Source organism: Streptomyces sp. NPDC058289 (assembly GCF_042880975.1).
Lineage (GTDB): Bacteria > Actinomycetota > Actinomycetes > Streptomycetales > Streptomycetaceae > Streptomyces > Streptomyces stoeckheimensis.
Map to the genome: position 1 here is coordinate 1 of NZ_JBHVYI010000060.1, position 25666 is coordinate 25666.

24 protein-coding genes are annotated in these 25666 nt (G+C 71.2%); 17 read left to right on the top strand and 7 right to left on the bottom strand.

Annotated elements, in window-relative coordinates; translation table 11 throughout:
- Positions 1 to 20: 20 nt before the first annotated feature.
- Both ACFVX6_RS27165 and ACFVX6_RS27170 read right to left on the bottom strand, forming a co-directional pair.
- Positions 21 to 515, bottom strand: coding sequence for a DUF3515 domain-containing protein (locus ACFVX6_RS27165; RefSeq protein WP_389695789.1), 495 nt, complete (start codon positions 513 to 515; stop codon positions 21 to 23).
- 23 nt (positions 516 to 538) lie between these two features.
- Positions 539 to 772 (bottom strand): Lrp/AsnC ligand binding domain-containing protein, encoded by a 234-nt coding sequence (locus ACFVX6_RS27170; RefSeq protein WP_214947835.1) that lies wholly within the window; start codon positions 770 to 772, stop codon positions 539 to 541.
- 245 nt (positions 773 to 1017) lie between these two features.
- Between ACFVX6_RS27170 and ACFVX6_RS27175 the strand changes: the two genes are divergently transcribed.
- Both ACFVX6_RS27175 and thiD read left to right on the top strand, forming a co-directional pair.
- Complete coding sequence (locus tag ACFVX6_RS27175; protein WP_389695727.1) at positions 1018 to 2001, top strand: thiamine-phosphate kinase; 984 nt, start codon at positions 1018 to 1020, stop codon at positions 1999 to 2001.
- Entirely contained in the window at positions 1998 to 2834 is an 837-nt protein-coding gene (thiD, locus tag ACFVX6_RS27180) for a bifunctional hydroxymethylpyrimidine kinase/phosphomethylpyrimidine kinase (RefSeq protein WP_389695729.1), read from the top strand. The genes ACFVX6_RS27175 and thiD overlap by 4 nt, the downstream gene beginning before the upstream one ends.
- Positions 2835 to 3029: 195 nt before the next feature.
- Here thiD and rpmB read toward each other — a convergent pair whose 3' ends face one another.
- The gene (gene rpmB, locus ACFVX6_RS27185; RefSeq protein ID WP_073911113.1) at positions 3030 to 3215 is read right to left on the bottom strand and encodes a 50S ribosomal protein L28; all 186 of its coding nucleotides are present in this window, start codon (positions 3213 to 3215) and stop codon (positions 3030 to 3032) included.
- Between the two features lie 243 nt (positions 3216 to 3458).
- Here rpmB and ACFVX6_RS27190 point away from each other — a divergent pair, with 243 nt between their 5' ends.
- From ACFVX6_RS27190 to mutM, 9 genes are all read left to right on the top strand, one after another.
- Complete coding sequence (locus ACFVX6_RS27190) at positions 3459 to 5108, top strand: DAK2 domain-containing protein (RefSeq protein ID WP_389695731.1); 1650 nt, start codon at positions 3459 to 3461, stop codon at positions 5106 to 5108.
- A 26-nt stretch (positions 5109 to 5134) separates the two neighbouring features.
- On the top strand, positions 5135 to 7372 hold the full coding sequence (gene recG, locus ACFVX6_RS27195) for an ATP-dependent DNA helicase RecG (RefSeq protein WP_389695733.1): 2238 nt from the start codon (positions 5135 to 5137) through the stop codon (positions 7370 to 7372).
- 62 nt (positions 7373 to 7434) lie between these two features.
- Positions 7435 to 8013, top strand: a complete 579-nt coding sequence (gene rsmD, locus ACFVX6_RS27200) for a 16S rRNA (guanine(966)-N(2))-methyltransferase RsmD (RefSeq protein ID WP_389695734.1) — start codon at positions 7435 to 7437, stop codon at positions 8011 to 8013.
- Positions 8014 to 8042: 29 nt separating this feature from the next.
- On the top strand, positions 8043 to 8522 hold the full coding sequence (coaD, locus tag ACFVX6_RS27205) for a pantetheine-phosphate adenylyltransferase (protein WP_389695791.1): 480 nt from the start codon (positions 8043 to 8045) through the stop codon (positions 8520 to 8522).
- 118 nt (positions 8523 to 8640) lie between these two features.
- Positions 8641 to 9720 carry a cell division initiation protein gene (locus ACFVX6_RS27210; RefSeq protein WP_389695736.1) on the top strand — a complete coding sequence of 360 codons (1080 nt, stop codon included), beginning with the start codon at positions 8641 to 8643 and terminating at the stop codon, positions 9718 to 9720.
- 133 nt (positions 9721 to 9853) lie between these two features.
- Positions 9854 to 10519: a YceD family protein gene (locus ACFVX6_RS27215; RefSeq protein WP_389695738.1), complete on the top strand. Its 666-nt coding sequence runs from the start codon at positions 9854 to 9856 to the stop codon at positions 10517 to 10519.
- Between the two features lie 2 nt (positions 10520 to 10521).
- Positions 10522 to 10695 carry a 50S ribosomal protein L32 gene (gene rpmF, locus ACFVX6_RS27220; RefSeq protein ID WP_003965982.1) on the top strand — a complete coding sequence of 58 codons (174 nt, stop codon included), beginning with the start codon at positions 10522 to 10524 and terminating at the stop codon, positions 10693 to 10695.
- 19 nt (positions 10696 to 10714) lie between these two features.
- Positions 10715 to 11536, top strand: coding sequence for a ribonuclease III (gene rnc / locus ACFVX6_RS27225; RefSeq protein ID WP_389695740.1), 822 nt, complete (start codon positions 10715 to 10717; stop codon positions 11534 to 11536).
- 169 nt (positions 11537 to 11705) lie between these two features.
- The gene (mutM, locus tag ACFVX6_RS27230; protein WP_389695742.1) at positions 11706 to 12575 is read left to right on the top strand and encodes a bifunctional DNA-formamidopyrimidine glycosylase/DNA-(apurinic or apyrimidinic site) lyase; all 870 of its coding nucleotides are present in this window, start codon (positions 11706 to 11708) and stop codon (positions 12573 to 12575) included.
- Here mutM and ACFVX6_RS27235 read toward each other — a convergent pair.
- Positions 12530 to 12970 (bottom strand): winged helix-turn-helix transcriptional regulator, encoded by a 441-nt coding sequence (locus tag ACFVX6_RS27235; protein ID WP_389695744.1) that lies wholly within the window; start codon positions 12968 to 12970, stop codon positions 12530 to 12532. The two genes, mutM and ACFVX6_RS27235, sit on opposite strands and share 46 nt — an antisense overlap.
- A gap of 139 nt (positions 12971 to 13109) precedes the next feature.
- On the opposite strand from ACFVX6_RS27235, the gene ACFVX6_RS27240 reads away from it, so the two are divergent.
- The gene (locus tag ACFVX6_RS27240; RefSeq protein ID WP_389695746.1) at positions 13110 to 13715 is read left to right on the top strand and encodes a flavodoxin family protein; all 606 of its coding nucleotides are present in this window, start codon (positions 13110 to 13112) and stop codon (positions 13713 to 13715) included.
- 133 nt (positions 13716 to 13848) lie between these two features.
- On the opposite strand, the gene ACFVX6_RS27245 is transcribed toward ACFVX6_RS27240, so the two are convergent.
- The gene (locus tag ACFVX6_RS27245) at positions 13849 to 14709 is read right to left on the bottom strand and encodes a CAP domain-containing protein (RefSeq protein ID WP_389695748.1); all 861 of its coding nucleotides are present in this window, start codon (positions 14707 to 14709) and stop codon (positions 13849 to 13851) included.
- Positions 14710 to 14886: 177 nt separating this feature from the next.
- Between ACFVX6_RS27245 and ACFVX6_RS27250 the strand changes: the two genes are divergently transcribed.
- The 4 genes from ACFVX6_RS27250 to ACFVX6_RS27265 all read left to right on the top strand — a co-directional run bounded on the left by ACFVX6_RS27250 (position 14887) and on the right by ACFVX6_RS27265 (position 21690).
- On the top strand, positions 14887 to 15168 hold the full coding sequence (locus tag ACFVX6_RS27250; RefSeq protein ID WP_389695750.1) for an acylphosphatase: 282 nt from the start codon (positions 14887 to 14889) through the stop codon (positions 15166 to 15168).
- A gap of 366 nt (positions 15169 to 15534) precedes the next feature.
- Positions 15535 to 15750, top strand: coding sequence for a hypothetical protein (locus tag ACFVX6_RS27255; protein ID WP_214947849.1), 216 nt, complete (start codon positions 15535 to 15537; stop codon positions 15748 to 15750).
- Positions 15751 to 15975: 225 nt separating this feature from the next.
- On the top strand, positions 15976 to 20016 hold the full coding sequence (locus tag ACFVX6_RS27260; protein ID WP_389695752.1) for an AAA family ATPase: 4041 nt from the start codon (positions 15976 to 15978) through the stop codon (positions 20014 to 20016).
- 237 nt (positions 20017 to 20253) lie between these two features.
- Entirely contained in the window at positions 20254 to 21690 is a 1437-nt protein-coding gene (locus ACFVX6_RS27265) for a sugar porter family MFS transporter (protein WP_389695754.1), read from the top strand.
- Between the two features lie 49 nt (positions 21691 to 21739).
- Here ACFVX6_RS27265 and ACFVX6_RS27270 read toward each other — a convergent pair whose 3' ends face one another.
- Complete coding sequence (locus ACFVX6_RS27270; protein ID WP_382980479.1) at positions 21740 to 22726, bottom strand: LLM class flavin-dependent oxidoreductase; 987 nt, start codon at positions 22724 to 22726, stop codon at positions 21740 to 21742.
- Between the two features lie 63 nt (positions 22727 to 22789).
- Positions 22790 to 24247 (bottom strand): cytosine permease, encoded by a 1458-nt coding sequence (locus ACFVX6_RS27275; protein WP_389695757.1) that lies wholly within the window; start codon positions 24245 to 24247, stop codon positions 22790 to 22792.
- Positions 24248 to 24394: 147 nt separating this feature from the next.
- On the opposite strand from ACFVX6_RS27275, the gene ftsY reads away from it, so the two are divergent.
- Entirely contained in the window at positions 24395 to 25618 is a 1224-nt protein-coding gene (gene ftsY, locus ACFVX6_RS27280) for a signal recognition particle-docking protein FtsY (RefSeq protein ID WP_327304333.1), read from the top strand.
- The last annotated feature ends 48 nt before the right edge of the window (positions 25619 to 25666 follow it).

The following is a 25666-nucleotide window of genomic DNA, read 5'->3' on the forward strand; positions in this document are numbered from 1 at the left end:
GGGGAGGGCCGGTACGGGGGTCAGTACGAGGAGACGCCCACCGGAACGGTCTTGGCGATCGATGCGGACAGGCCCACCAGCATCCCCGCATCCGTGGCATGCTCCTTGTCGACCCGGACCTCCGTGTACGCCAGCCGGCTTCCGGTGGTGAACCGGAAGCCGCCGTCGGCCAGCTTTTCCAGGAGCCAGCCGACACCGTTCACGTCGACGCCCTCCGCCTTTTCGTCCAGCATCTTCGCGGGCCTGGGGATACCGCACCGCAGTACGATCGCCGAGCCACCCCACGCGGCGGTCAGGTCCGACTCCGGCAGCGCCGGGGTCCGGGCCAGCGAGGCCACCGTTCCCGGGAGCTCTTTGTGCAGCGCCGCACAGAGACCCGCGACATCGGCGGGCGGAGCGGACGGCGGATCCACCCGTGCCTCGGAATCACCCGGGGAACAGCCCACGAGGGCCGCCGAGGCGGCCAGCGCGGACAGTGCGGCGAGCAGAGAGAAGGGCCGGCGGTGTCGTGACATCACCGGCCAAGAGTAGACGGGGGCTACAGATGGACGACCGGGCAGGTCAAGGTGCGGGTGATCCCCTCCACCTGCTGGACCTTGGCCACGACCATGCGGCCGAGCTCGTCCACGGTGTCGGCCTGGGCGCGCACGATCACGTCGTACGGGCCGGTCACGTCCTCGGCCTGGATCACCCCCGCGATCTGCGCGATGGACTCGGCGACGAACGACGCCTTGCCCACCTCGGTCTGGATGAGGATGTACGCCTGTACCACGGAACCTCCAGGGCGGCCACGAGGATCATTTCCCCTACCCTTCGGGTGGGCCCGGGGATGACGGGTGGGCCCGGGGAAGAAGGGACGCCACGGTACCGCGTTGCCGAGCGCCGCGGGGAGACCCGCGGGTCCGGCTCCACGCACAGCGGGGCGTACGGAGAGCAGAAGTTGACGTATCTGTTGACGGTACCCAGAGCTGTGACGGCTCGCGACCGCAAGCGGACTGGGCAAGAAGGGGCACAGCGATGAAGGGCACTGTGGGCGAGCTGGGGGAGTTCGGGCTCATTCGAGAGCTCACCTCACGGCTCACCACCACCCCGGCGGTCCGGGTCGGCCCGGGCGACGACGCCGCGGTGGTGTCGGCCCCCGACCGGCGGGTCGTGGCGAGCACGGACATCCTGCTGGAGGGCAGGCACTTCCGGCGCGACTGGTCCACCGCCTACGACGTCGGCCGCAAGGCCGCCGCGCAGAACCTCGCGGACATCGCCGCCATGGGCGCGGTGCCGACCGCGCTGCTGCTCGGCCTCGTCGTCCCGGCGGAGCTGCCGGCCACCTGGCCCACCGAGCTGATGGACGGCATCCGCGACGAATGCCAGGTCGCCGGTGCGGCCGTGGTCGGCGGCGACGTGGTCCGCGGCGACATCATCACCGTGGCCATCACGGCCCTCGGCGACCTGCGCAACCACGACCCCGTGCTGCGCTCCGGCGCCCAGCCCGGCGACGTCGTGGCCGTGACCGGCTGGCTCGGCTGGTCCGCGGCCGGATTCGCCGTGCTCTCGCGGGGCTTCCGCTCGCCGCGGGCCTTCGTCGAGGCCCACCGGCGCCCCGAGCCGCCCTACCACGCGGGCCCCGCGGCCGCCGGACTCGGCGCCACCGCCATGACCGACGTCAGCGACGGCCTGATCGCGGACCTCGGGCACATCGCCGAGGCCAGCAAGGTACGGATCGACCTGCGCTCGGCGGCCGTCGACATCCCGACGCAGATGCACGACATCGGCCAGGCCGTCGGCGTGGACCCGCTCCAGTGGGTCCTCACCGGGGGAGAGGACCACGCGATCGTCGCCACCTTCCCGCCGGACGTGAAGCTCCCGGCCCGCTGGAAGGTCATCGGCGAGGTCCAGAACCGCTCCGCGCTGCCCCAGGTGACCGTCGACGGCGCCCCCTGGGCCTCCACCGGCGGATGGGACCACTTCGGCGGCGACACGGCCGCGGAGGACACCCCGCGATGAGCGGTTCCCCCCGCTCCGCGGACTCCTCCCGAGGCCGCCCGCACCCGCCGCTGTGCCTGACCGTCGCCGGATCCGACTCCGGCGGCGGCGCCGGCATCCAGGCCGACCTCAAGACCATGCTGGCGCTCGGGGTCCACGGGATGAGCGTGGTGACCGCTGTGACCGCGCAGAACTCGCTGGGCGTCAAAGGCGTCTGGGAACTGCCCGCGGAGGCCGTGAAGGGCCAGTACAGGGCCGTGGCGGACGATATCGGCGTCCAGGCCGTGAAGACGGGAATGCTGTCCTCGGCCGCCCTCGTGGAGACCGTGGCCGAACTGCTCGCCGCAACCGCCGCCCCGGCCGTCGTGGACCCGGTAGGCGTCTCCAAGCACGGGGACGCGCTCCTCGCCGCCACCGCGCTGGACGCCGTACGGGGAGAACTGCTGCCCCGGGCCACGGTCGCCACGCCGAACTTGGACGAGGTGACCCAGCTCACCGGAGTCGTCGTGGAGACCGAGGACGACATGCGCCGGGCCGCCGACGCGGTCCTCGCGTACGGGCCCGCGTGGGCGCTGATCAAGGGCGGCCACCTCGCCGCCCACGGGGACGAGGCCGTGGACCTCCTGACGGACGGCTCCGACGAACGCTGGCTGCGCGCCCCCCGCTACGACAACCGGCACACCCACGGCACCGGCTGCACGCTCGCCAGCGCGATCGCGGCGGGCCTGGCCAAGGGCAGGACCGTCCCGGAGGCCGTCACCGAGGCCAAGGAGTACGTCACCGGCGCCATCGCCGCCGGGTTCGCCCTCGGTGCGGGCATCGGACCGGTGGACCACGCGTGGCGGTGGCGCTGAAACGGCCGGGCTGAAACGGCGCTGCCGAAACGCCCGTGCCGAAACGCCTGTAGGGCCTGCTCCGCCCCGTGGATTCACGGGATGGAGCAGGCCCTACAGGTTTGATCTTGCTCGATCAGGCAAAGCAAGAGGCCGGTCCACCAGGTGGACCGGCCTTCTCAGCAACCGGAAAGGGCTGCGCTACGACGGAAGGCGTCAGCGCGAGACCTTGCCGGCCTTGATGCACGAGGTGCAGGCGTTGAGGCGCTTCGGCGTCCCATTGACCACGGCACGGACACGCTGGATGTTCGGGTTCCAGCGACGCGAGGTGCGGCGGTGCGAGTGGGAAATGCTGTTGCCGAAGCTCGGCCCCTTGGCGCAAACGTCGCAGTTGGCAGCCACAGGTCACTCCAAAGACTTCAGATGCACTTACAGTGAATCCCGGCGCACCGGTATCAGAGATCTGAAGTGGTTTGCCGGGGGGAATGGCCCGACTCTCATCGGGCAACCGGAGCAGCATACAACGACTGCCTCGGTCCAAGAAAACTACCATGTCCACGGCCGCCCCCGCCCCGGGGTCCCGCCGGCCCGGCAGTCCTTCGTTACCCTGCGGTGAACCCTGGCCCGCACAAGGAGGAACGCCCGGTGGCGCACCAGCCTCAGCCGTACCCCCTGAACGCCGAAGCGGTACGCACCTGGAGCTCGCTGGCCCTGGCCGCACTGGGCCGGGCCCGCGAGGACATCGACGCGATCAACGTCTATCCCGTCGCCGACGCGGACACCGGTACCAACCTCTACCTGACCGCCGAATCGGCCGACCGCGAACTCGCCGACCTCCTCGCCGGAGTGACCGACGGCACAGCCGGAGCCTCCCTCCCCGAGGCCGTACGGGCCTTCGCGCACGGCGCCCTGATAGGCGCCCGGGGCAACTCCGGGACGATCCTCGCGCAGCTGCTGCGCGGAGTGGCCGACGTACTCGGCGACGAACCCGCCGGACGCGATCCCGCGCGGCTGCTCGCGCAGGCACTGACCCGGGCCGCCGAAGAGGCGTACCGGGCCGTCGCGCACCCGGTGGAGGGCACCATGCTCACCGTCGCCACCGCCGCCGCCAAGGCCGCCGAGGCCGCCGCCGGACCCACCGGGAACGCAGCCGACGTGGCCGGGGCCGCCTACGACGGAGCCCGCGCGGCCCTCGCCGAAACCCCGGGGCAGCTGGCCGCGCTCGGGCGGGCCGGAGTGGTCGATGCCGGGGGCTGCGGACTGGTCGCCGTACTCGGGGCCCTGTGGCAGGCGCTGTCCGGGCGGGAGCCGGCGCCCGAGCCGGTGCGCGGCCGGGCCGTGCCCGTACCGAGGACGCCGGAGCCCTGCGCCGAGGAGGAGCAGCACGGCGGACCCGCCTACGAGGTGATCTACCTGCTGGAGGCCGCCGAGGCGGAGGTCGACCGGCTGCGCGACCGGCTCGACGTCCTCGGGGACTCGCTCGTGGTGGTCGGCGGCGACGGGCTGTGGAACGTCCACGTCCACGTCGACGACCCCGGCGCGGCCGTGGAGGCCGCGGTGGTCGCCGGGCGGCCGTACCGGATCCGCATCACGCACTTCGGCGACGAACGCCGCCGGGCCCGCGGCGAACGCTCCCAGCGCGCGGTCGTCGCCGTGGTCCAGGGCGAGGGACTGGCCGGGCTCTGCGGAGAGGCGGGCGCCACCACCGTGCTCGCCCGGCCCGGAGAACCGCCGGCCGTCGCCGAACTGGCCGACGCCATCCGCGAGGCGCACGCCCGCGAGGTCGTCCTGCTCCCGAACGGCGCCGAACTGCGCGCGGTCGCGGCAGCCGCCGCCCAGCAGGCGCGCGCGGAAGGCGTACGGGTCGCCGTCATCCCCACCCGCTCCGAGGTCCAGGGCCTGGCGGCCCTCGCCGTGCACGACCCGGACGGCACCTTCGACGAGGACGTGGTCGCCATGACGGCGGCCGCCGGAGCCACCCGCTACGGCGAACTCGCCGTCGCCGAACGGCAGTCCTTCACCTCGGCCGGCATCTGCCAGGCCGGCGACGTGCTCGGGCTCATCGACGGCGACGTGGCCGTCATCGGCACGGGCCTGGCCGAGACCGCCGAGGCCGTCCTGGCCCGCATGCTCGGATCCGGCGGCGAACTGGTCACCCTCGTCCTGGGCCCCGAGGTGCCGGACGCGCTGGCCGAGCGCCTGGAGGCGTACGTCCAGCACGGCCACCTCGCCGTGGACACCGTCACCTACCAGGGCGGCCGCTGGTCCGCGCCGCTGCTCATCGGGGTGGAATAGCCGGGTTGTCAGCGCGATGGTGTGCAATGGAACACGTGCCCGCGCTCGACGAAGACCTCAAGAAGACCCTCGGCCCCGCCACCGCGAAGGTGCTGGCCGAGCAGCTCGGCCTGCACACGGCCCTGGACCTGCTCCACCACTACCCCCGGCGGTACGCGGAGCGCGGCGAGCTGACCTCGCTGGCCGAACTCGCCGACCAGATCGACGAACACGTCACGGTGGTCGCGCAGGTCGCCGACGCGCGGCTGCTGACGTACCAGGGCAGCCGGGGAGGCGGAAAGCGCCTCGAAGTCACCATCACCGACGGCAGCGGACGGCTCCAGCTCGTCTTCTTCGGCTCCGGCGTCCACAAACCGCACAAGGAACTGCTGCCCGGCAGCCGCGCGATGTTCGCGGGCAAGGTCGGGATGTTCAACCACAAGCTCCAGCTCGCCCACCCCGCCTACGAGCCCCTCGGCGCGGACGCCTCCGACCGGGACGCGGCCGCCGCCTTCGCGAGCCAGCTCATCCCGATCTACCCGGCCTGCGCGAAGCTGGAGTCCTGGAAGATCGCCAAGTGCGTGGACGCGGTGCTCCCCAGGGCCCAGGAGGTCGTCGACCCGCTGCCGCCCGCCCTGCGCGAGGACCGCGCACTGGTCCCGCTCACCGAGGCCCTGCTGAAGATCCACCGCCCGGTCACCAAGGCCGACATCGAGGACGCCCGAGGGCGCCTCAAATGGGACGAGGCCTTCGTCCTCCAGGTCGCCCTGGCCCGCCGCCGGCACGCAGACTCCCAGCTCCCGGCCGTACCCCGCCGCCCCACCCCCGGCGGCCTCCTCGAATCCTTCGACGCCAAGCTCCCCTTCACCCTCACCGAAGGCCAGCAGACCGTCTCGAAGGAGATCTTCGACGACCTCGCCACCGACCACCCGATGCACCGCCTCCTCCAGGGCGAGGTGGGCAGCGGAAAGACAATGGTCGCCCTGCGGGCCATGCTCGCCGTCGTCGACTCCGGCGGACAGGCCGCCATGCTCGCCCCCACCGAGGTGCTCGCACAGCAGCACCACCGGTCCATCACCGAGATGATGGGCGAGCTCGCCGAGGGAGGCATGCTCGGCGGCTCCGACCGGGGGACCAAAGTCGTCCTGCTCACCGGCTCGATGGGGATGCCCGCCCGCCGTCAGGCGCTGCTCGACCTGATCACCGGCGAGGCCGGGCTCGTGATCGGCACGCACGCGCTGATCGAGGACAAGGTGCAGTTCCACGACCTCGGCCTGGTCGTCGTCGACGAGCAGCACCGCTTCGGCGTGGAACAGCGCGACGCCCTGCGCTCCAAGGGCAAGCAGCCCCCGCACCTGCTCGTCATGACGGCCACCCCGATCCCGCGGACGGTCGCCATGACCGTCTTCGGAGATCTGGAGACCTCCGTACTGGACCAGCTCCCCGCCGGCCGCTCCCCGATCGCGACCCACGTGGTGCCCGCCAAGGACAAGCCGCACTTCCTGGCCCGCGCCTGGGAGCGGGTCCGCGAGGAAGTGGAGAACGGCCACCAGGCGTACGTGGTCTGCCCGCGCATCGGCGACGGGGAGGACGAGAACGGCAAGGGAGCCAAGGGCGCCAAGGGAGCCGCCGCCAAGAAGAAGGCGGCGGCCGAGGAGGACGGCGACAGGCGGCCCCCGCTCGCGGTGCTGGAGATCGCCGAGCAGCTCACCCGCGGCCCCCTCGCCGGACTGTCCGTCGAGGTGCTGCACGGGCGGATGGACCCCGCCGACAAGGACGACGTGATGCGCCGCTTCACCGCGGGCGAGGTCAAGGTGCTGGTCGCCACCACCGTCATCGAGGTCGGCGTGAACGTCCCCAACTCCACCGTCATGGTCATCATGGACGCGGACCGCTTCGGCGTCTCCCAGCTCCACCAGCTCCGCGGCCGCGTCGGCCGCGGCTCCGCCCCCGGCCTGTGCCTGCTGGTCAGCGAGATGCACGAGGCCAGCCCCGCCCGCGCCCGGCTCGCGGCCGTCGCCGCCACCCTGGACGGCTTCGAGCTCTCCCGCATCGACCTGGAACAGCGCCGCGAGGGCGATGTGCTCGGCCAGGCCCAGTCCGGTGTCCGCTCCTCGCTGCGGATGCTCGCGGTGATCGAGGACGAGGAGGTCATCACCCAGGCCCGGGAGGAGGCCACCCGCGTGGTCGCCGCCGATCCCGAGCTCACGGAGCTGCCGGGCCTGCGGACCGCCCTGGACGCCCTGCTGGACACCGAGCGGGAGCAGTACCTGGAGAAGGGGTGACGGGCACGACCTATCGTTGGAGGCCTGCACCATCCTCCGCCCCGCTCACCGAAGGACCCCAGATGACCCGCGTGATCGCCGGAAGCGCCGGCGGGCGACGCCTCGCCGTACCGCCCGGCACCGGCACCCGCCCGACCTCGGACCGGATGCGCGAAGGCCTCTTCTCCACCTGGGAGTCGCTGCACGGAGTCGAGGGGGCCCGCGTCCTCGACCTCTACGCCGGTTCCGGCGCCGTCGGCCTGGAGGCTCTCTCCCGCGGCGCGGACCACGCGCTGCTGGTCGAGCCCGACGCCAAGGCCGCCAAGGCGATCAAGGACAACATCGCGTCGGTGGGCCTGCCCGGCGCCGAATTCCGGTCGGGCAAGGCCGAGCAGATCGCGGCCGGCGCCGCGCACGGGGATCCGTACGACATGGTCTTCCTGGACCCGCCGTACGAGGTCGAGCACGCCGCCCTGTGCGAGATCCTCCTCACACTCCGGTCCAATGGCTGGCTCACCGACGACGCGCTCGTCACCGTGGAGCGCAGGACCCGCAGCGGGGCCTTCCCGTGGCCGGACGGCTTCGAGCCGCTGCGCTCCAGGAAGTACGGCGAGGGCACCCTTTGGTACGGTCGCGCCGCCTCCATCAGCGAAGAGTCATGAAGCCCGCACCCGGGAACGAGGGAATGCAGTTGCGCCGCGCCGTCTGTCCGGGGTCGTTCGACCCCATCACCAACGGGCACCTCGACATCATCGGCAGGGCCTCCCGGCTCTACGACGTGGTCCACGTCGCCGTGATGATCAACCAGTCCAAGCAGGGGCTCTTCACCGTCGAGGAGCGGATCGAGCTGATCCGCGAAGCGACCGCCGCCTACGGCAACATCGTGGTCGAGTCCTTCCACGGGCTCCTCGTCGACTTCTGCAAGCAGCGGGAGATCCCGGCCATCGTCAAGGGCCTGCGCGCCGTCAGCGACTTCGACTACGAGTTGCAGATGGCCCAGATGAACATGGGTCTGTCGGGCGTCGAGACGCTCTTCGTCCCGACCAACCCCACCTACAGCTTCCTGTCCTCCTCCCTGGTCAAGGAAGTGGCGGCCTGGGGCGGCGACGTCGCCCACCTGCTGCCCGCGCACGTGCACGCCGCGCTGCTGGAGCGCCTGGCCGAGCGCTGACCCCGCCCGCCGGCGCCCGCTGACCAGGAGTCAGCCGGTGTCGGCTCCCGGGCCGGTGGCCTTACAGTCGTCCCGTCCGTCTCGGGAACCGCCCGGGGCCGAGAGAGTGCGAGCACCCATGGACGTGCAGAAGAAGCTCGACGAGATCGTCGCGGCCGTCGGCAGCGCCCGATCCATGCCCATGTCGGCCTCGTGCGTGATCAACCGCGCCGAGCTGCTCGCCCAGCTCGAAGAGGTCCGCAAGGCCCTGCCGGGCTCGCTCGCACAGGCCCAGGAGCTCATCGGCGGCCGGGAGCAGATGGTCGAGGAGGCCCGCCGCGAGGCCGACCGGATCATCGAGTCGGCGCACGCCCAGCGCGGTTCGCTGATCTCCGACACCGAGGTCGCACGGCGCTCCCAGGACGAGGCGGACCGGATCCTGGCAGAGGCCCGCCGCGAGGCGGACGAGGTCAAGGCCGAGGCCGACGACTACGTCGACAGCAAGCTCGCGAACTTCGAGGTCGTGCTCACCAAGACCATCGGCTCGGTGGACCGGGGCCGCGAGAAGCTGCTCGGCCGCGGGCCCGGGCTGGACGACCAGGGCTACCCGGACGCCGAGGCGCCCGAGCGCAGCCACGACCCGCAGACGCAGCGGGAGCAGGCCGACGCGTACGTGGACACCAAGCTGGCGACCTTCGAGGCAGTGCTCTCCAAGACCCTGGAGGCCGTCGGCCGGGGCCGCCAGAAGCTCCTCGGCCGCGTGGCCACCGACGACCTCGGCGCGCACATGGCCGCCCAGGACGCGGCGGGGCACCAGCAGTCGCGCTCCTCGAGCGACGCGGACTTCCTGGCGGGGCTGGCCGAGCCGCAGGTTCCGCTGATCCCCGCGCAGGCGCAGGCCCAGCCGGAGCCGGCGTACGACCCGTATGCCTACCAGCAGCCCGTCCAGCAGGACGCCTACGCGTACCAGGACCCCTACTCCGGTGCGGGCACCGGCTCCACTGGAGCGGCTTACGCCGCGCACTATGCCGACCAGCAGGTCCAGCAGCAGCCCGACCCGTACGCGGTCTCGTACGAGCAGCAGCCCGATCCGTACGGCGGCTACCAGCAGCCCCAGCAGGGCACGCACGACCAGCAGGCGGCGCTCGACGAGACCAGCTTCTTCGACACGAGCATGATCAATCTGGACCAGCTGCGCCAGTACGAACAGGGCCGCTGAGCTCGCCGCGGACCTGGATTGGGCTCAGAGCGACGCGGCGGGTATCCTGGCTCTTCGGTCGCGCGTATGCACCGCGATCCATGCTGCCCCTGAGTGGCGGAAACCTTGATTTTCAGCAGTCTCCAGTGATTTTGTGAAAGCGGGAACAGCCCTGAACACCCACCTCGACCACCGCAACCCCCTCGTGTTCGACACGCACGAGCTGGGTCGGCGTCCTGGTGCCATGCTGCGGCTGTCCCGCGAGATCGCGGCACCGGCGGACCTCGGTCTCGCCGGTGTCATCGGAGTGCCCCAGGGCAACCCGCTGAACCTCAAGCTCCGCCTGGAAGCGGTCATGGAAGGGGTGCTTGTCACAGGCACCGTCCGTGGCTGGGCGACCGGGGAGTGCGTAAGGTGTCTGGAGGCCGTCGAGCGCGAGCTCAAGGCGGAGTTCCAGGAGATGTTCTCGTACCCTGACGCCGACGACCGGATCCGCTCCAAGGCGGAGCCGGCCGACGACGCCGAGGACGACGAGGACACGCTCTTTCTCGAGGACGGTTTGTTCGACCTCGAATCCGTGCTGCGCGACGTGGTGGTGCTCGCACTGCCGCTGCAGCCGGTGTGCCGGGAGGACTGTCTCGGACTGTGCCCCGATTGCGGGCTCAGCCTGAACGACGACCCGGACCACCACCATGACGCCGTCGACATCCGTTGGGCGGCATTGCAGGGACTCGTCACCGATCAGGGCGTCGAGAAGGACAATATGAGCGGCACTGCCTCCGACGGAGTTCAGAGCGCCGCCGAGAAGCAGGAGAAGTAGCCGTGGCTGTTCCGAAGCGGAAGATGTCGCGCAGCAACACGCGCCACCGCCGGTCGCAGTGGAAGGCTGCGGTCCCCACCCTGGTTTCGTGTGAGCGTTGCCAGGAGCCGAAGCTCCAGCACATTGCGTGCCCGAGCTGCGGCACCTACAACAAGCGCCAGGTCCTCGAGGTCTGAGCGGCTGGTGAGAGGCGCAATGTCTGAGCTGTCCAACGCTGAGAAGCAGGCAGTCAGTAACAACGCGGCCTCGTCCCACGTGCTTCTGGAAGGGCGGCTCGGGTATCGACTCGAGTCCGCCCTTCTGGTGCGTGCGCTGACCCACCGCTCGTACGCGTACGAGAACGGCGGTCTGCCCACCAACGAACGCCTGGAGTTCCTCGGGGACTCCGTGCTGGGCCTGGTGGTCACGGACACGCTGTACACGACCCACCCCGACCTGCCGGAAGGCCAACTGGCCAAACTGCGGGCCGCGGTAGTCAACTCGCGTGCACTGGCGGAAGTCAGCCGCGGCCTCGAACTCGGCTCCTTCATCCGGCTCGGCCGGGGTGAAGAGGGCACGGGTGGCCGGGACAAGGCCTCCATCCTCGCCGACACCCTTGAAGCGGTGATCGGCGCGGTCTACCTCGACCAGGGTCTCGATGCGGCCTCGGAGCTGGTTCACCGGCTCTTCGACCCGCTCATCGACAGGTCCTCGAACCTCGGCGCCGGCCTGGACTGGAAGACCAGTCTCCAGGAACTCACGGCCGCCGAAGGTCTCGGGGTGCCCGAATACCTGGTCACCGAGACCGGCCCGGACCACGAGAAGACCTTCACCGCCGCTGCGCGCGTCGGTGGGACTTCTTACGGCACCGGTGTCGGGCGCAGCAAGAAGGAAGCGGAACAGCAGGCGGCCGAGTCCGCGTGGCGCGGTATCAGTACCGCGGCGGACAAGCGGATCGCGGCTCCGGCCGGGACCGCGGCCGCTCCGGCCGAGGACGACGGGGCGACGACCCCCGCCGACCCGGCGCCGGACGCCTGACCCGTTCTTCCGGGAACTCCCCGCCCCGTCACCTGCTCCGGCAGGTGGCGGGGCGGACCCGTTTCCGGGCGCCGGCCGGCCTCCGGAAGAGCGGGTGGGGGACGAGCCCCGCAGGGTGGGTCGGTACGCTCGCGGGAAAGAGCCCGATCCGAACCCCCGGAGGAACACCGTGCCCGAGCTGCCCGAGGTCGAAGTGGTGCGGCGCGGGCTGGAGCGCTGGGTGGCCGGGCGGACCGTGGAGAGCGTCGAGGTCCTGCACCCGCGCGCCGTACGCCGGCACGAGGGCGGCGGCGCCGATTTCGCGGCGCGGCTCACGGGGGAGACCTTCGGGGTGCCGAGGCGGCGCGGCAAGTACCTGTGGCTGCCGCTGGAGGAGCGGGAGCACTCCGTGCTCGGGCACCTCGGAATGAGCGGGCAGCTCCTCGTGCAGCCCGAGGGGGCCCCCGACGAGAAGCACCTGCGCATCCGGGTGCGGTTCGGGGACGAGGCCGGGACGGAACTGCGCTTCGTCGACCAGCGCACCTTCGGCGGGCTGTCGCTGCACCCCTGCGTCCCCGACAGCGCGGAAGGGCTGCCCGACGTCATCGCGCACATCGCGCGTGACCCCTTGGACCCGCTGTTCGACGAGACGGCCTACCATCTGGCGCTGCGTGCCAAGCGCACCACCGTGAAGCGGGCGCTGCTCGACCAGTCGCTGATCAGCGGGGTCGGAAACATCTACGCGGACGAATCGCTCTGGCGCGCCAAGCTGCACTACGAGCGCCCCACGGCCACCCTCACGCGCCCTCGCAGCGCGGAGCTCCTCGGCCATGTCCGGGACGTCATGAACGAGGCCCTGGCCGTCGGCGGCACCAGCTTCGACAGCCTCTACGTCAACGTCAACGGCGAGTCCGGCTACTTCGACCGCTCCCTCGACGCCTACGGGCGGGAGGACGAGCCCTGCCGGCGCTGCGGCACTCCGATGCGCCGCCGCCCCTGGATGAACCGGTCGAGCTACTTCTGCCCGCGCTGCCAGCGGTCTTCGCGCGTGGCGTCGTAGGCGGACCTGGAAGAGAGCACCGAGGGCATGCTGTCCTCCAGCAGTCCAATGAGCGCGTCCACGCGCTCCGCGACCGTCACGCCGAACGGGGTCAGCTCGTAGTCGACGCGCGGCGGGTTCGTCGGCTGGGCCTCCCGGTTGACGATGCCGTCGCGCTCCAGTGCGTGCAGGGTCTGGGAGAGCATCTTCTCGCTGATGCCGTCCACGCGGCGACGCAGCTCGTTGAACCGGCACGGCCCCTTGGACAGGGCACCGACCGTGAGGCTGCCCCAGCGACCCGTGACGTGTTCCAGCGTCTCGCGGGACGGGCACGTGCGAGCGAACACATCGAAAGCTTCGGAGGCCTGTTCGGGCACGCCGTCGCCCTCGGTCTCGCCACACCCTGGAGTCTGCATGGTTTCAGCCTACTACTGTGCAGCGCCAGCCATCCAGGTTGCGCTTTCGAAAAGTTAGTGGTTACCTCGGTGTCGTTGCATCACGCCGCACAGCCGCACAACGCCGTGCACCCCACGGTGTTTTCCGAGGGAGACCGTCTTGTCCGGAATCACGTACACCCCCGTCGTCTCGATCGCCTACCACTCCGGCTACGGCCACACCGCCGTGATCGCCGAGGCCGTCAAGGCCGGCGCCATCGACGCCGGTGCGACCGTGCACCTGATCAAGGTCGACGAGATCGACGACGCGCAGTGGGAGCTCCTGACCGCGTCCGACGCGATCGTCTTCGGTGCTCCGACCTACATGGGCACCGCCTCCGGTGCCTTCCACGTCTTCGCCGAGGCCACCTCGAAGATCTGGTTCGCGGCGGGCTGGCAGGACAAGGTCGCCGCGGGCTTCACCAACTCCGGCTCCAAGTCCGGCGACAAGGGCAACACCCTCGACTACTTCCAGACGCTGGCCTCGCAGCACGGCATGAGCTGGGTCAACCTGGGTCTGAAGCCGGGCTGGAACTCCAGCACCGGTTCCGAGAACGACATCAACCGCCTCGGCTTCTTCGACGGCGCCGCCGCCCAGTCCAACGGTGACCAGGGTCCCGAGTTCGTCCACAAGGCCGACATCGCCACCGCCGAGCACCTCGGCAGCCGCGTCACCGAGCAGGCCCGTGTCCTGCTCGCGGGCCGCGCCGCCCTGGCCGGGGTCTGACGGGTCTGACCCACGCCCCGGGTGCCGGGCGCTGCCCGCCCGGCACGGGTGCGGTACGGAGAAACGGGCGGGGGCACGGTCGGGTGCGGCGGATATCGCCGCGCTAGACCGTGCCCCTGCCCGTTTCGGGCTGCTAGAAGCCGAAGTCCTGGGTCCACCAGGGGCCGCCGGCGGCGTTGTACGCGCCGACGCCCAGGGTGCGGAACTCGCAGTTGAGGATGTTGGCCTTGTGGCCCGGGCTGTTCATCCAGGCCTTCATCACGGCGGCCGCGTCGCCCTGGCCGCGGGCGATGTTCTCGCCGCCCATCCCCGATATGCCGGCCTTGGTGGCGCGGTCCCACGGGGTGTTGCCGTCGGGGTCCGTGTGGTCGAAGAAGCCGCGGACGGCCATGTCCTTGCTGAAGGCTCCGGCCAGCGCCGCCAGCGGCGGGTTCGCCCGGACCGGACCGCAGCCCGCCTGCGCGCGCTCCTGGTTCACCAGGGTCAGTACGGCGGTCTCCTCGGCGGAGTGGCCGGCCGACGTGGGCGGGACGGCCGGAGCCGCGGGAGCGGAGGGCTTCGGCGCGGAAGTCTTCGGCTTCACCGGGGTCGGGGTCGGGGTCGGGCTCGCCTCCGGGGTCTTCGTCGGCTCCGTGGAGGGAGACGGGGAAGGGGAAGGGGTGGCCGACGGGGAAGGCGAGGCGGAGGGGGCGGGAGAAGAAGGGGTGCCCGCTCCCGAGGGAGCCCGCCCCGACAGGTTGGCGAGGCCGCCCTGCTGCTCCAGCGCACTCCCGGGGCTCGGCGAGGCCTGGGCCTTGGCGTCCGCGGTCTTCGCGTCGGAGCCCGCAGTCTTGACCCCCACGTAGGGGAAGGAGGAGCCGACCGGGACGAAGCCCGTGGTGACGGCCGCCGTGCCGAGGACCACGGCCACGGATGCGCCGAGCAGACCCCCTCGCAGGGCGGCGCGGCGCTTGCCGCCGGGGCGCGGCGCGGCGTGGAGTCGGTGGCGTCCCATCGCGGCTCACCTTCCTGGGGTTCGGGATCAGCACTTCGCGGCACTTCCCAGCACGTCAAAGCACTTCAAGATCAACCTTTACTCACCCAAATGGGTGAGCTCATTGCTGCGCGACTGTACGCCATGGCGAGAGGGGGTGCGGTGACCCGGATTTGTTTGCCCGGTTAGCGTTCAGGCATGAACGAAGATGTGCGGATGACCGCCTGGGTGCGCGGTCGTGTACAGGGAGTGGGCTTCCGCTGGTTCACCAGGGCCAACGCCATGGAGATCGGCGGACTGATCGGCTTCGCGCTCAACCTGGACGACGGGCGAGTACAGGTGGTGGCCGAAGGTCAACGTGAGAATTGCCACCGGCTCCTGGAGTGGCTGCACGGCGCCGACACGCCCGGGATCGTGGACGGGGTGACAGAGATCTGGGGCACACCGCGCGGTGGTTACGACGGGTTCGCGATCCGGTGAGCGATCGACTGATCATGTACTGAACACATCGCCGGATGGTCCGCATGCGGTCGGAACTGCGCATTCATCGTCGACGCGTTGCCGACGCGGGGGATCCGTGGAAGGCTCGGAGACGAGGATGATCTCCACGCCCCTTGCGAGGGCCGGGATGCCCGCCGATACGGGGCGTGATCGTGTTGACCGTCAAACTTTTTGGTGAGACGCTGGAAGCCCCGCGCACCTGAGCTGTTTGGCAGTGCTGGCAGTACACAGTGTCAGCGAAAGATCGATGCAGTGACTGACAGTCGCTGCCGGACATCCGCGGGTGCGATTCCCTCACGACCCACACCGCTTCGGTCGGTCACTCAGTGTGGAGGACCATCCATCATGGCAAAGGCGCTTCTCGGTTACGTCGGCGGTTCCGACCCGCGACTCCTCGCCGAGATGCGACGGCTTCAGCAGCGCGTCCAGGACCTCGAGTCCGAGCTCGGACGAATCCAGTCCGAAAACGACGCTCTGAACGCGGCCGCCGCACAGCACGGAGACTCGTTGCTCGACGGCATCGACCTCGACGTACCCCAGGCGGAGCCTGCGCTCACCTGATCCGCGCTCCCATCGTCGCTCGATCAACGGAACTGCATGATCTGCAAGGGACGCTTCGGCGTCCCTTCTTTCTTTCCGCTCTGTTCCGTTCTACATTCCGCCTTTCCCACCTCGGACAAGGCCGCCGAGCGGCGTTGCGCCAGGTGGGGGGCCCATTCCTTTAACGTCTGATGTGCCCTGCACCTTCATGGGCGAAACCGAACGTGAAAGGTAGAGTCCGGCGGCGTGCACCTCAAGTCCCTGACCCTGCGTGGCTTCAAATCCTTCGCCTCCGCAACCACCCTGCGCTTCGAGCCGGGCATCACTTGTGTCGTGGGCCCCAACGGCTCCGGCAAGTCCAATGTGGTGGACGCGCTCTCCTGGGTCATGGGAGAACAAGGGGCCAAGTCCCTGCGCGGCGGGAAGATGGAAGACGTCATCTTCGCCGGCACGACCGGCCGCCCGCCGCTGGGCCGCGCCGAGGTCTCGCTCACCATCGACAACTCCGACGGCGCGCTGCCCATCGAGTACGCCGAGGTCACCATCACGCGGATCATGTTCCGCGGCGGCAGCAGCGAGTACCAGATCAACGGCGACACCTGCCGCCTCCTCGACATCCAGGAGCTGCTCTCCGACTCCGGCATCGGCCGCGAGATGCACGTCATCGTCGGGCAGGGCCAGCTGGACTCCGTGCTGCACGCCGATCCGATGGGCCGCCGCGCCTTCATCGAGGAGGCGGCCGGGGTGCTCAAGCACCGCAAGCGCAAGGAGAAGGCGCTGCGGAAACTGGACGCGATGCAGGCAAATCTCGCGCGCGTGCAGGACCTGGGCAACGAGCTGCAGCGGCAGTTGAAGCCCCTGGGGCGGCAGGCGGCGGTGGCCCGGCGGGCGGCCGTGATCCAGGCCGACCTGCGGGACGCACGGCTGCGGCTGCTCGCCGACGACCTCGTCACGCTGAAGGGCGCGCTCGACGCGGAGATCGCGGACGAGGCGGCCCTGAAGGAGCGCAAGGAGGCGGCCGAGGCGCAGCTCGCGGCGGCGGTGCGGCGGGAATCCGAACTGGAGGAGGCCGTACGGGAACTCGCGCCACGGCTCCAGCGGGCGCAGCAGACCTGGTACGAGCTGTCGCAGCTCGCCGAACGGGTGCGCGGGACGGTGTCCCTGGCGGACGCCCGGGTCACCTCGGCCTCGGCGCCGGCCGAGGACGAGCGGACGGGCCGGGACCCGGAGGAGATGGAGAAGGAGGCCGCGCGGATCCGCGAGCAGGAGGCGGAGCTGACGGCCTCGCTGGAGGCGGCCGCGAGGGCGCTGGAGGACACGGTCGCCCACCGGGCCGAGCTGGAGCGTTCCCTGGCCGACGAGGAACGGCGGCTACGGGACGTGGCGCGGGCCATCGCCGACCGGCGCGAGGCGCTGGCGCGACTGAGGGGCGGACTCGGTGCGGCCCGTTCCCGTGCGGGCGCGGCCCAGGCGGAGATCGACCGGCTGGTCGTGGCGCGGGACGGGGCGCGGGCGCGTGCGGAGGAAGCGCGCGAGGAGTACGAGGCGCTGGCGGAGGAGGTCGGGGAGGAGTCCCCGGCGGCCGGTGAGGGTGCTGCTTCCGGCTCGGGCTCCGGCTCCGGGTCGGGGGAGTACGAGGAGGCGCGGGCCGAGCTGGCGGCGGCGGAAGCCGGACTCGGGGAGACCCGGGACGCGCTGGCGGCGGCGGAGCGTTCGCGGGCGGCGGTGTCGGCGCGACGGGATGCCCTGGCGATGGGGCTGCGCCGCAAGGACGGCACGGCGGAGCTGCTCGCGGCGCGGCTGGAGGGGCTGTTGGGGCCGGCGGCGCAGCGGTTGTCCGTGACCCCGGGGTACGAGGTCGCGGTGGCGGCGGCGCTGGGTGCGGTGGCGGACGCGGTGGCCGTCACGTCGACGGCGGCGGCCGCCGGGGCGATCCGGTACCTGCGGGAGGGGGATGCGGGGAGGGCCGCGTTCCTGATCGCCCCGGGGGCGGTGGCCTCCGGCGGTCCGGCGGTGGGGACCGGAGTCCCGGGCCAGGGCCAGGGTCCGGATTCGGGCCCGGCGGCGGCTTCGGATTCGGCTCCGGCCTCGGCTCGGGCTGCGGCTCAGGACGCCGTCCCGGATTCGGCCCAGGTCCCGGCCCCGGCACAGGACTCGGTCCTGGATTCGGCCCCGGCCCAGGTCCCGGCCCCGGCCTCGGCACAGGACTCGGGTCCGAGGACCGGTGTTGGCCCCGTGGGCCCAGAGCAGGTTTCCGGGGTCGGGGCTGCCGACGGGGTCGCGGCGAGGGTGGTTTTCCCCCACCCCGCCCCTTCCCGAAACCGGGGCTTCGCCCCGGACCCCGCGCCTCAAACGCCGGCGGGGCTGGGTGTGCCGGGCCCCGCGGCTCAGACGCCGGGGGAGTCGCGTGTGCCGGGGCCGGTGGCTTCCGCGGCGGGGCCGGGTGTGGCGGGTCCCGCGGTTCAGGCGTCGGCGGGGCCCGCTTTGTCGTCCCAGGTGCACGTCGTCGCCGCCGGGGGGCTCGTGCAGGGGGACGTCGAGGTGGTGCGGGCCGTGGCGTGGGTGCTGCGGGACTTCGTGGTGGTCGGGGGGCTCGACGAGGCCGAGGCGCTCGTCGCCGCGCGGCCCGAGCTGGTGGCCGTGACCGCCGAGGGGGACGTGCTCGGTGCGCACCTCGCGCACGGCGGGTCCGCCGGAGTGCCCAGCCTGATCGAAGTGCAGGCCGCCGTCGACGAGGCCGCGGCGGAGCTGGCCCGGCTGGACGGCCGGTGTCTGGTGCTGGCGGGTGAGAAGGAAGCCGCGGATGCCCGCAGGGTGGCGGCCGGGGCCCGGGTCGAGGAACTCGGGGAGCTCCGGCGGGCCGCCGAGCGGGCCCGGGCCGGGGTCGCGCAGCAGCTCGGGCGGCTCGCCGGGCAGGCGAAGGGGGCGCTGGGCGAAGCCGAGCGCGCCGCCGCTGCCGCAGCCACGGCGCAGGATGCGCTGGAGCAGGCGCTGGCCGACGTAGAGGAGTGCGCGGAACGCCTCGCCGTAGCTGAGGAGATGCCTGCTGAGGAGGAGCCGGACACCTCCCGGAGGGACCGGCTCGCGGCCGACGGGGCGAACGCTCGGCAGACCGAGATGGAGGCCCGGCTGCAGCTCAGGACCCATGAGGAACGGGTGAAGGGGCTCGCCGGCCGAGCCGATTCCCTCGACCGCGGGGCCAGGGCCGAGCGGGAGGCCCGTGCCAGGGCCGAGCGCCGCCGGGAACGGCTGCGGTACGAGGCGCAGGTGGCCGCGGCGGTCGCCGGCGGAGCCCGCCAGCTGCTGGCGCACATCGAGGTGTCGCTGACCCGCGCCGTGGGGGAGCGGACGTCCGCCGAGTACGCGAAGGGCGTGCGGGAACGGGAGCTCGACGAGGCCAGGGGTCTGGGCCGCGGCCTCAAGGGCGAGCTCGACAAGCTCACGGACTCCGTGCACCGCGGCGAGGTGCTCGGCGCCGAGAAGCGCATGCGGATCGAGCAGGTGGAGAGCCGTGCGCTGGAGGAGTTCGGCATGGCGGCGCAGGGGCTCGTCGCCGAGTACGGACCCGACCAGCCGGTGCCGCCGTCCCCGTCCGCGGACGGGGAGGCCCCGGATCCGGATGCCGGGCCGGAGCCCTTCGTGCGCGCCCGGCAGGAGAAGCGGCTGAAGGCGGCCGAGCGCGCCTACCAGCAGCTCGGCAAGGTCAATCCGCTGGCGCTGGAGGAGTTCGCGGCGCTGGAGGAGCGGCACAAGTTCCTGAGCGAGCAGCTGGAGGACCTGCGTAAGACCAGAGCCGACCTCCTTCAGGTCGTGAAGGAGGTCGACGAGCGGGTCGAGCAGGTCTTCACGGAGGCCTACCGGGATACGGCCCGCCAGTTCGAGGGGGTGTTCTCGCGGCTGTTCCCCGGCGGCGAGGGCCGGCTGATCCTGACGGATCCGGACAACATGCTCACCACGGGCGTCGACGTCGAGGCCCGGCCGCCGGGCAAGAAGGTCAAGCGGCTGTCGCTGCTCTCGGGCGGCGAGCGCTCGCTGACCGCCGTGGCCCTGCTGGTCTCCATCTTCAAGGCGCGGCCCAGCCCGTTCTACGTGATGGACGAGGTCGAGGCCGCGCTCGACGACACCAACCTGCAGCGATTGATCCGGATCATGGAGGAGCTGCAGGAGAGCTCCCAGCTGATCGTGATCACGCACCAGAAGCGGACCATGGAGGTCGCCGACGCGCTCTACGGGGTCTCAATGCAGGGCGACGGGGTATCGAAGGTCATCAGCCAGCGTCTCCGGTGACGTCTCCGGGTGACACGCGTCAGCCACAGTCTCTTCAAGAAGTGAACCTCAAATCCTCCTCAGTTCACGCCAATGGTGGCAAGAAGTAGACCCAGCCCCCCTCTTGACTTCAAGAAATGAACACATAGGCTCGCTCCCGCTGTACTCCTCCGGGTGGTGCCCGATCTTGACCTGTGCGCCACTGGAAGGAATTACCCCCACCCGCCCGTCCCGCAGCCGGGCACGCAGGAGCAGACCTTGACCAGCAGCAGCGCAACGCGGGGCTCGGCCTCAGGCGGCGGCCCGGCATCGCAGCCCGACCACCTCGGGCACGTCATCTTCATCACCGCGGCCGCCGCCATGGGCGGGTTCCTCTTCGGCTACGACAGCTCCGTCATCAACGGTGCGGTCGTCGCGATCCGGGACCGCTTCGACGTCGGGCCCGCCACCCTCGCCCAGGTGATCGCCGCCGCGCTGATCGGCTGCGCCCTCGGCGCCGCCACGGCCGGCCGTATCGCCGACCGGATCGGCCGCATCCGCTGCATGCAGATCGCGGCCGTCCTCTTCACGGCCAGCGCCATCGGCTCGGCCCTGCCCTTCGCGCTCTGGGACCTGGCGGTGTGGCGGGTCATCGGCGGCTTCGGCATCGGCATGGCCTCGGTCATCGGCCCGGCCTACATCGCCGAGGTCTCCCCGCCCGCGTACCGCGGCCGGCTCGCCTCCTTCCAGCAGGCGGCGATCGTCATCGGCATCGCCATTTCCCAGCTCGTCAACTGGGGGATCCTCAACCTCGCCGAGGGCGACCAGCGCGGCGAGATCGGCGGCCTGGAAGCCTGGCAGTGGATGCTCGGCGTGATGGTGGTCCCGGCCGTGCTCTACGGGCTGATGTCCTTCGTGATCCCGGAATCCCCGCGCTTCCTGATCTCCGTCGGCCGCAACGCCGAGGCCCGGAAGGTGCTCGCCGAGGTCGAGGGCGAGCACATCGACCTCGACGGGCGCGTCGCCGACATCGAGCACGCCATGCGCTCCGAGCACAAGTCCACCTTCAAGGACCTGCTCGGCGGGAAGGGCGGCTTCCTGCCCATCGTCTGGATCGGCATCGGCCTGTCCGTCTTCCAGCAGCTCGTCGGCATCAACGTGATCTTCTACTACAGCTCCTCGCTGTGGCAGTCGGTCGGCATCGACCCGAGCGCCTCGTTCCTGTACTCCTTCGAGACCTCGGTCGTGAACATCATCGGCACGGTGATCGCGATGATCTTCGTCGACCGGATCGGCCGCAAGCCGCTCGCCCTCATCGGCTCCGTCGGCATGGCGATCTCGCTGGGCCTGGCGGCCTGGGCCTTCTCGTACAAGTCCGGCGCCGGCGACGACATCGCGCTGCCGCACGCCCAGGGCATCGTGGCCCTGGTCGCGGCCAACTGCTTCGTCCTCTTCTTCGCGCTGTCCTGGGGCGTGGTCGTCTGGGTGCTGCTCGGGGAGATGTTCCCCGGCCGGATCCGCGCCGCCGCGCTCGGTGTGGCCGCCGCCGCCCAGTGGATCGCCAACTGGGTCATCACGGTGTCGTTCCCGACCCTGTCGGACTGGAACCTGTCCGGCGCCTACGTCATCTACACGGTCTTCGCCGTGCTCTCGATCCCGTTCATCCTCAAGTGGGTGCCGGAGACCAAGGGCAAGGCGTTGGAGGAGATGGGCTGACCAACCCCGCCAACAGCCCTTCTCCTCCCGCAGCAGGTACTGCCCCGTCTCAGTCCTTGAGGCGGGGCAGTACCTGCTCGCACAGGAGCTGCAGGCTCCGCCATCCCTCGTCCACGGGCATCCCGCCGCACAGCGGGTGCAGCACCAGGTTCCCCGCCTCGCCGGCGCCGCGGGCGTACGCGACCGCCTCGTCCGGGGTGAGGATGCGGTACACGCCCTCGGCGCGCAGCTCCGCCACCGTGTGCGCGCCCGACCGTACGGCGCTGCGGATGTCCTTGGACTGCCAGGAGGCGTACATCCCGGCCTCGTGCAGGAACCGCTCGCCGTACTGGTCCCACGCCCGGTCGGGGTCCTCGGCGATGTGCAGCAGCGGGGTCTCGGCCGCCGGCATCATGCAGAAGCCCTCCGTGCCGTACTCCGCGAGCTTCGCGTTGTAGTACGCCTCCAGCTCGGGCAGGTGCGCGCTCGGGAAGAACGGCAGCCCCAGGCGGGCCGCCCGGCGGGCCGCCGCCTCCGAGCTGCCGCCGACCAGGAGCAGCGGGTGCGGCTGGGTGAAGGGCCGCGGGGTGACCCGTACGGTACGGCCGCGGAACTCGAACGGCTCGCCGGTCCACGCCTTCAGCAGGGTCTCCAGCAGCTCGTCTTGGAGCTTGCCGCGCCGGCCCCACTCCACGCCGTGCTGCTCGTACTCCTCGGGCCGGTAGCCGATGCCCGCCACCGTGACGAGGCGGCCGCCGCTGAGCAGGTCCAGCACCGCGATGTCCTCGGCCACCTTCAGCGGGTCGTACAGCGGGCCGATGATCGCCGAGACGGTGACGGCGATCCGGCGGGTGGCGCCGAAGACCGCGCCCGCGAAGGCGAAGGGGGAGGGCAGCCAGTTGTTCTCGGTGCCGTGGTGCTCCTCGGTCTGGATGGTGTCGATCCCGCGGTCGTCCGCGTACTTCGCCATCTCCAGCGCGGCCTTGTAGCGGGCGGAGAGGGTTTCCGGGGTGCCGTTCGGGTCGATGAGGTTGAACCGGGCCACGGTGATGGGCATGGAGAAGTCCCCCTTCGCCGGAGGTGGGTGGGCGGGCGAAGGGGGACGTTAGCTGACGTGGCGTCAGTTGGACAGGGATCCGGCGGGGACCGGCTCGTCCGCAGGGACCTCCGGGGTCGTCGGAGCCGGAGCCTTCGGAGCGGCCGGGGTGCGCGGCAGGACCGCGTACAGGACGGCCGAGGTGACGATGCCCGCCGCCCAGCCCAGGCCGTTCTGTCCGATCCAGGTGGTGGCCAGCGGGCCTGCGAACCAGTCGACCTTCGTGAACAGCAGGCCCACCATCAGGGCCAGGCCCCATGCGGTCATGGCCTGCCAGGCGAATCCGCCCCGGTACCAGTAGGCGCTGCTCCGCGTGGTGTCCAGCAGCGCGGCTCCGTCGTAGGAGGTGCGGCGCAGCATGTCCACGCCGAAGACGCCGATCCACGCGGAGAAGGCCACGGCCAGCAGCGTCAGGAAGGAGATGAACGAACCGAAGAAGCTGGTCGCGACCACCATCAGCAGGAAGCCGAAGACCAGGCTGATGACGGCATTGACGCTGACCGCCGCCGCGCGCGGGACCTTGATGCCGAGGGTCTGGGCGGTGAAGCCCGCCGAGTACATGGACATCGAGTTGATGAGCAGCATGCCGACGAGGGCGATCAGCAGGTACGGGACCGCGATCCAGGTCGGCAGCAATTCGCCGATGAAGGACACCGGGTCCTGCGCGGTGGCCAGGTCGGGTGTGGCGACCGCCATCACCGCGCCCATGAGCACCATCGGGATCACGACGACGGCCGCGCCGCCGATGGTCGCGCCGACCATGCCCTTGGCGGAGGAGGTGCGGGGCAGGTAGCGGGTGAAGTCCGGGCCGGACGGGACCCAGCTGATGCCGCCGGCCGCGATGGTGCCGATGCCCGCGATCATCATCGCGGTGGAGCCGGCGGGCTTGGCGAAGACGGCGGACCAGTCGGTCTCGGCGATCAGGTAGCCCAGCACGAGCACGCTGAAGGTGCCGAAGAGGTACGTGGACCACTTGGAGCAGACGCGCAGCGCGTTGATTCCCAGGCCGGAGACGAGGAAGGTGCAGCCGACGAAGAAGAGCAGGGTGACGACGATCAGCGCGGTGTTCTTCTTGATGCCGAAGACCAGGTCGAGGACGGTCAGGACGGCGTAGGCGCCGCTGACCGCGTTGATGGTCTCCCAGCCCCAGCGGGCGACCCAGATCAGGGCGCCGGGGAACAGGTTGCCGCGCTGGCCGAACACGGCCCGGGAGAGCGCCATGCCGGGGGCGCCGCCGCGCTTGCCCGCGATGGATATGAGTCCGACGATGCCGTAGGAGACGACGGGGGCGGCGATCGCGACGACGAGCACCTGCCAGATGTTCAGCTTGTTGAAAATGACGAGACCGGCGCCCATGGTGAGCAGCAGCACGCTGATGTTGGCGGCCACCCAGGTCGGGACGAGCTCGCGGACCCGGCCGCGGCGCTCGGCGTCCGGGACGGGCTCCAGGCCGCGCGACTCGACGGCGGTCTCGGCAGACATAGGTGTACTCCGTGGGGGAGGCGGGGTGTGGGGGGATTGCTCATCATCGTAGATTGGTCGCAAAAACTACAAATAGAGGCTTACGTCCTGGTGTGAACCTCCAGGGTCCCCGGCTCGGGGCGCGCGTGGCCGATACTGGGGAGCGTTATGGAAATCCTCATCCTTGCCGTAGTCATCGCCCTGGTCGCGGTCGGTGCGATCAGCGGGCTCGTGGTCAGCAGCCGCAAGAAGAAGCAGCTGCCCCCCACGGCCCCGCCCAGCACGCCGACCATCACTGCCCCGCCCGCCGAGCCGCAGGTGGGGGAGGACGCCGCACCGACGGCGGAAGAACCGCGCCGCACGATCGAGGAGGTCGCCCTCCCCGACGCGGAGGCCGCCCTCGAATCGCCGGTCGCGGTCGAGGACCCGGTCGTCGAGGCTCCGCCCGCCCCCGAGATCGAGGTGCCCGAGCCCACCGCCGGCCGCCTGGTCCGGCTGCGCGCCCGCCTCGCCCGGTCGCAGAACACGCTCGGCAAGGGGCTGCTCACGCTGCTCTCCCGCGAGCACCTCGACGAGGACACCTGGGAGGAGATCGAGGAGACCCTCCTCATCGCCGACGTCGGTGTCGCGCCGACCCAGGAGCTGGTGGACCGGCTCCGCGAGCGGGTCAAGGTGCTCGGCACCCGCACCCCCGCCGATCTGCGCGCGCTGCTGAAGGAGGAGCTGGTCGCGCTCCTCGGCACCGACTTCGACCGCGCGGTGAAGACCGAGAGCGGCGTGGACACCCCCGCCGTGATCATGGTCGTCGGCGTGAACGGCACCGGCAAGACCACCACCACCGGCAAGCTCGCCCGTGTGCTCGTCGCCGACGGACGCAGCGTCGTGCTCGGCGCGGCGGACACCTTCCGCGCCGCCGCCGCCGACCAGCTCCAGACCTGGGGCGACCGGGTCGGGGCGCGCACCGTGCGCGGCCCCGAGGGCGGCGACCCGGCCTCGATCGCCTACGACGCGGTCAAGGAGGGCATCGCCGAGGGCGCCGACGTGGTGCTCATCGACACGGCGGGCCGGCTGCACACCAAGACCGGCCTGATGGACGAGCTCGGCAAGGTCAAGCGCGTCGTGGAGAAGCACGGCCCGCTCGACGAGATCCTGCTGGTCCTGGACGCGACCACCGGGCAGAACGGCCTGACCCAGGCCCGCGTCTTCGCCGAGGTCGTGGACATCACCGGGATCGTGCTGACCAAGCTCGACGGCACCGCCAAGGGCGGCATCGTCATCGCCGTCCAGCGCGAGCTCGGCGTGCCGGTCAAGCTCATCGGCCTCGGTGAGGGCGCGGACGACCTGGCGCCCTTCGAGCCGGAGGCCTTCGTCGACGCCCTGATCGGCGACTGAACGCACCCGCCGCTCCTACGCCGGCCAGTGCCCCCGAGGTCCTCAGGC

Bases quoted from the DNA above. Each gene is read 5' to 3' on its own strand.
- thiD (WP_389695729.1), top strand. From the start codon at position 1,998: ATGAGCGGTTCCCCCCGCTCCGCGGACTCCTCCCGAGGCCGCCCGCAC.
- ACFVX6_RS27245 (WP_389695748.1), bottom strand. From the start codon at position 14,709: ATGGGACGCCACCGACTCCACGCCGCGCCGCGCCCCGGCGGCAAGCGC.
- ACFVX6_RS27175 (WP_389695727.1), top strand. From the start codon at position 1,018: ATGAAGGGCACTGTGGGCGAGCTGGGGGAGTTCGGGCTCATTCGAGAG.
- ACFVX6_RS27270 (WP_382980479.1), bottom strand. From the start codon at position 22,726: ATGCCCATCACCGTGGCCCGGTTCAACCTCATCGACCCGAACGGCACC.
- recG (WP_389695733.1), top strand. From the start codon at position 5,135: ATGGAACACGTGCCCGCGCTCGACGAAGACCTCAAGAAGACCCTCGGC.
- ACFVX6_RS27165 (WP_389695789.1), bottom strand. From the start codon at position 515: ATGTCACGACACCGCCGGCCCTTCTCTCTGCTCGCCGCACTGTCCGCG.
- ACFVX6_RS27210 (WP_389695736.1), top strand. From the start codon at position 8,641: ATGGACGTGCAGAAGAAGCTCGACGAGATCGTCGCGGCCGTCGGCAGC.
- ACFVX6_RS27250 (WP_389695750.1), top strand. From the start codon at position 14,887: ATGAACGAAGATGTGCGGATGACCGCCTGGGTGCGCGGTCGTGTACAG.
- rsmD (WP_389695734.1), top strand. From the start codon at position 7,435: ATGACCCGCGTGATCGCCGGAAGCGCCGGCGGGCGACGCCTCGCCGTA.
- ftsY (WP_327304333.1), top strand. From the start codon at position 24,395: ATGGAAATCCTCATCCTTGCCGTAGTCATCGCCCTGGTCGCGGTCGGT.
- ACFVX6_RS27275 (WP_389695757.1), bottom strand. From the start codon at position 24,247: ATGTCTGCCGAGACCGCCGTCGAGTCGCGCGGCCTGGAGCCCGTCCCG.
- rnc (WP_389695740.1), top strand. From the start codon at position 10,715: ATGTCTGAGCTGTCCAACGCTGAGAAGCAGGCAGTCAGTAACAACGCG.
- ACFVX6_RS27255 (WP_214947849.1), top strand. From the start codon at position 15,535: ATGGCAAAGGCGCTTCTCGGTTACGTCGGCGGTTCCGACCCGCGACTC.
- ACFVX6_RS27235 (WP_389695744.1), bottom strand. From the start codon at position 12,970: ATGCAGACTCCAGGGTGTGGCGAGACCGAGGGCGACGGCGTGCCCGAA.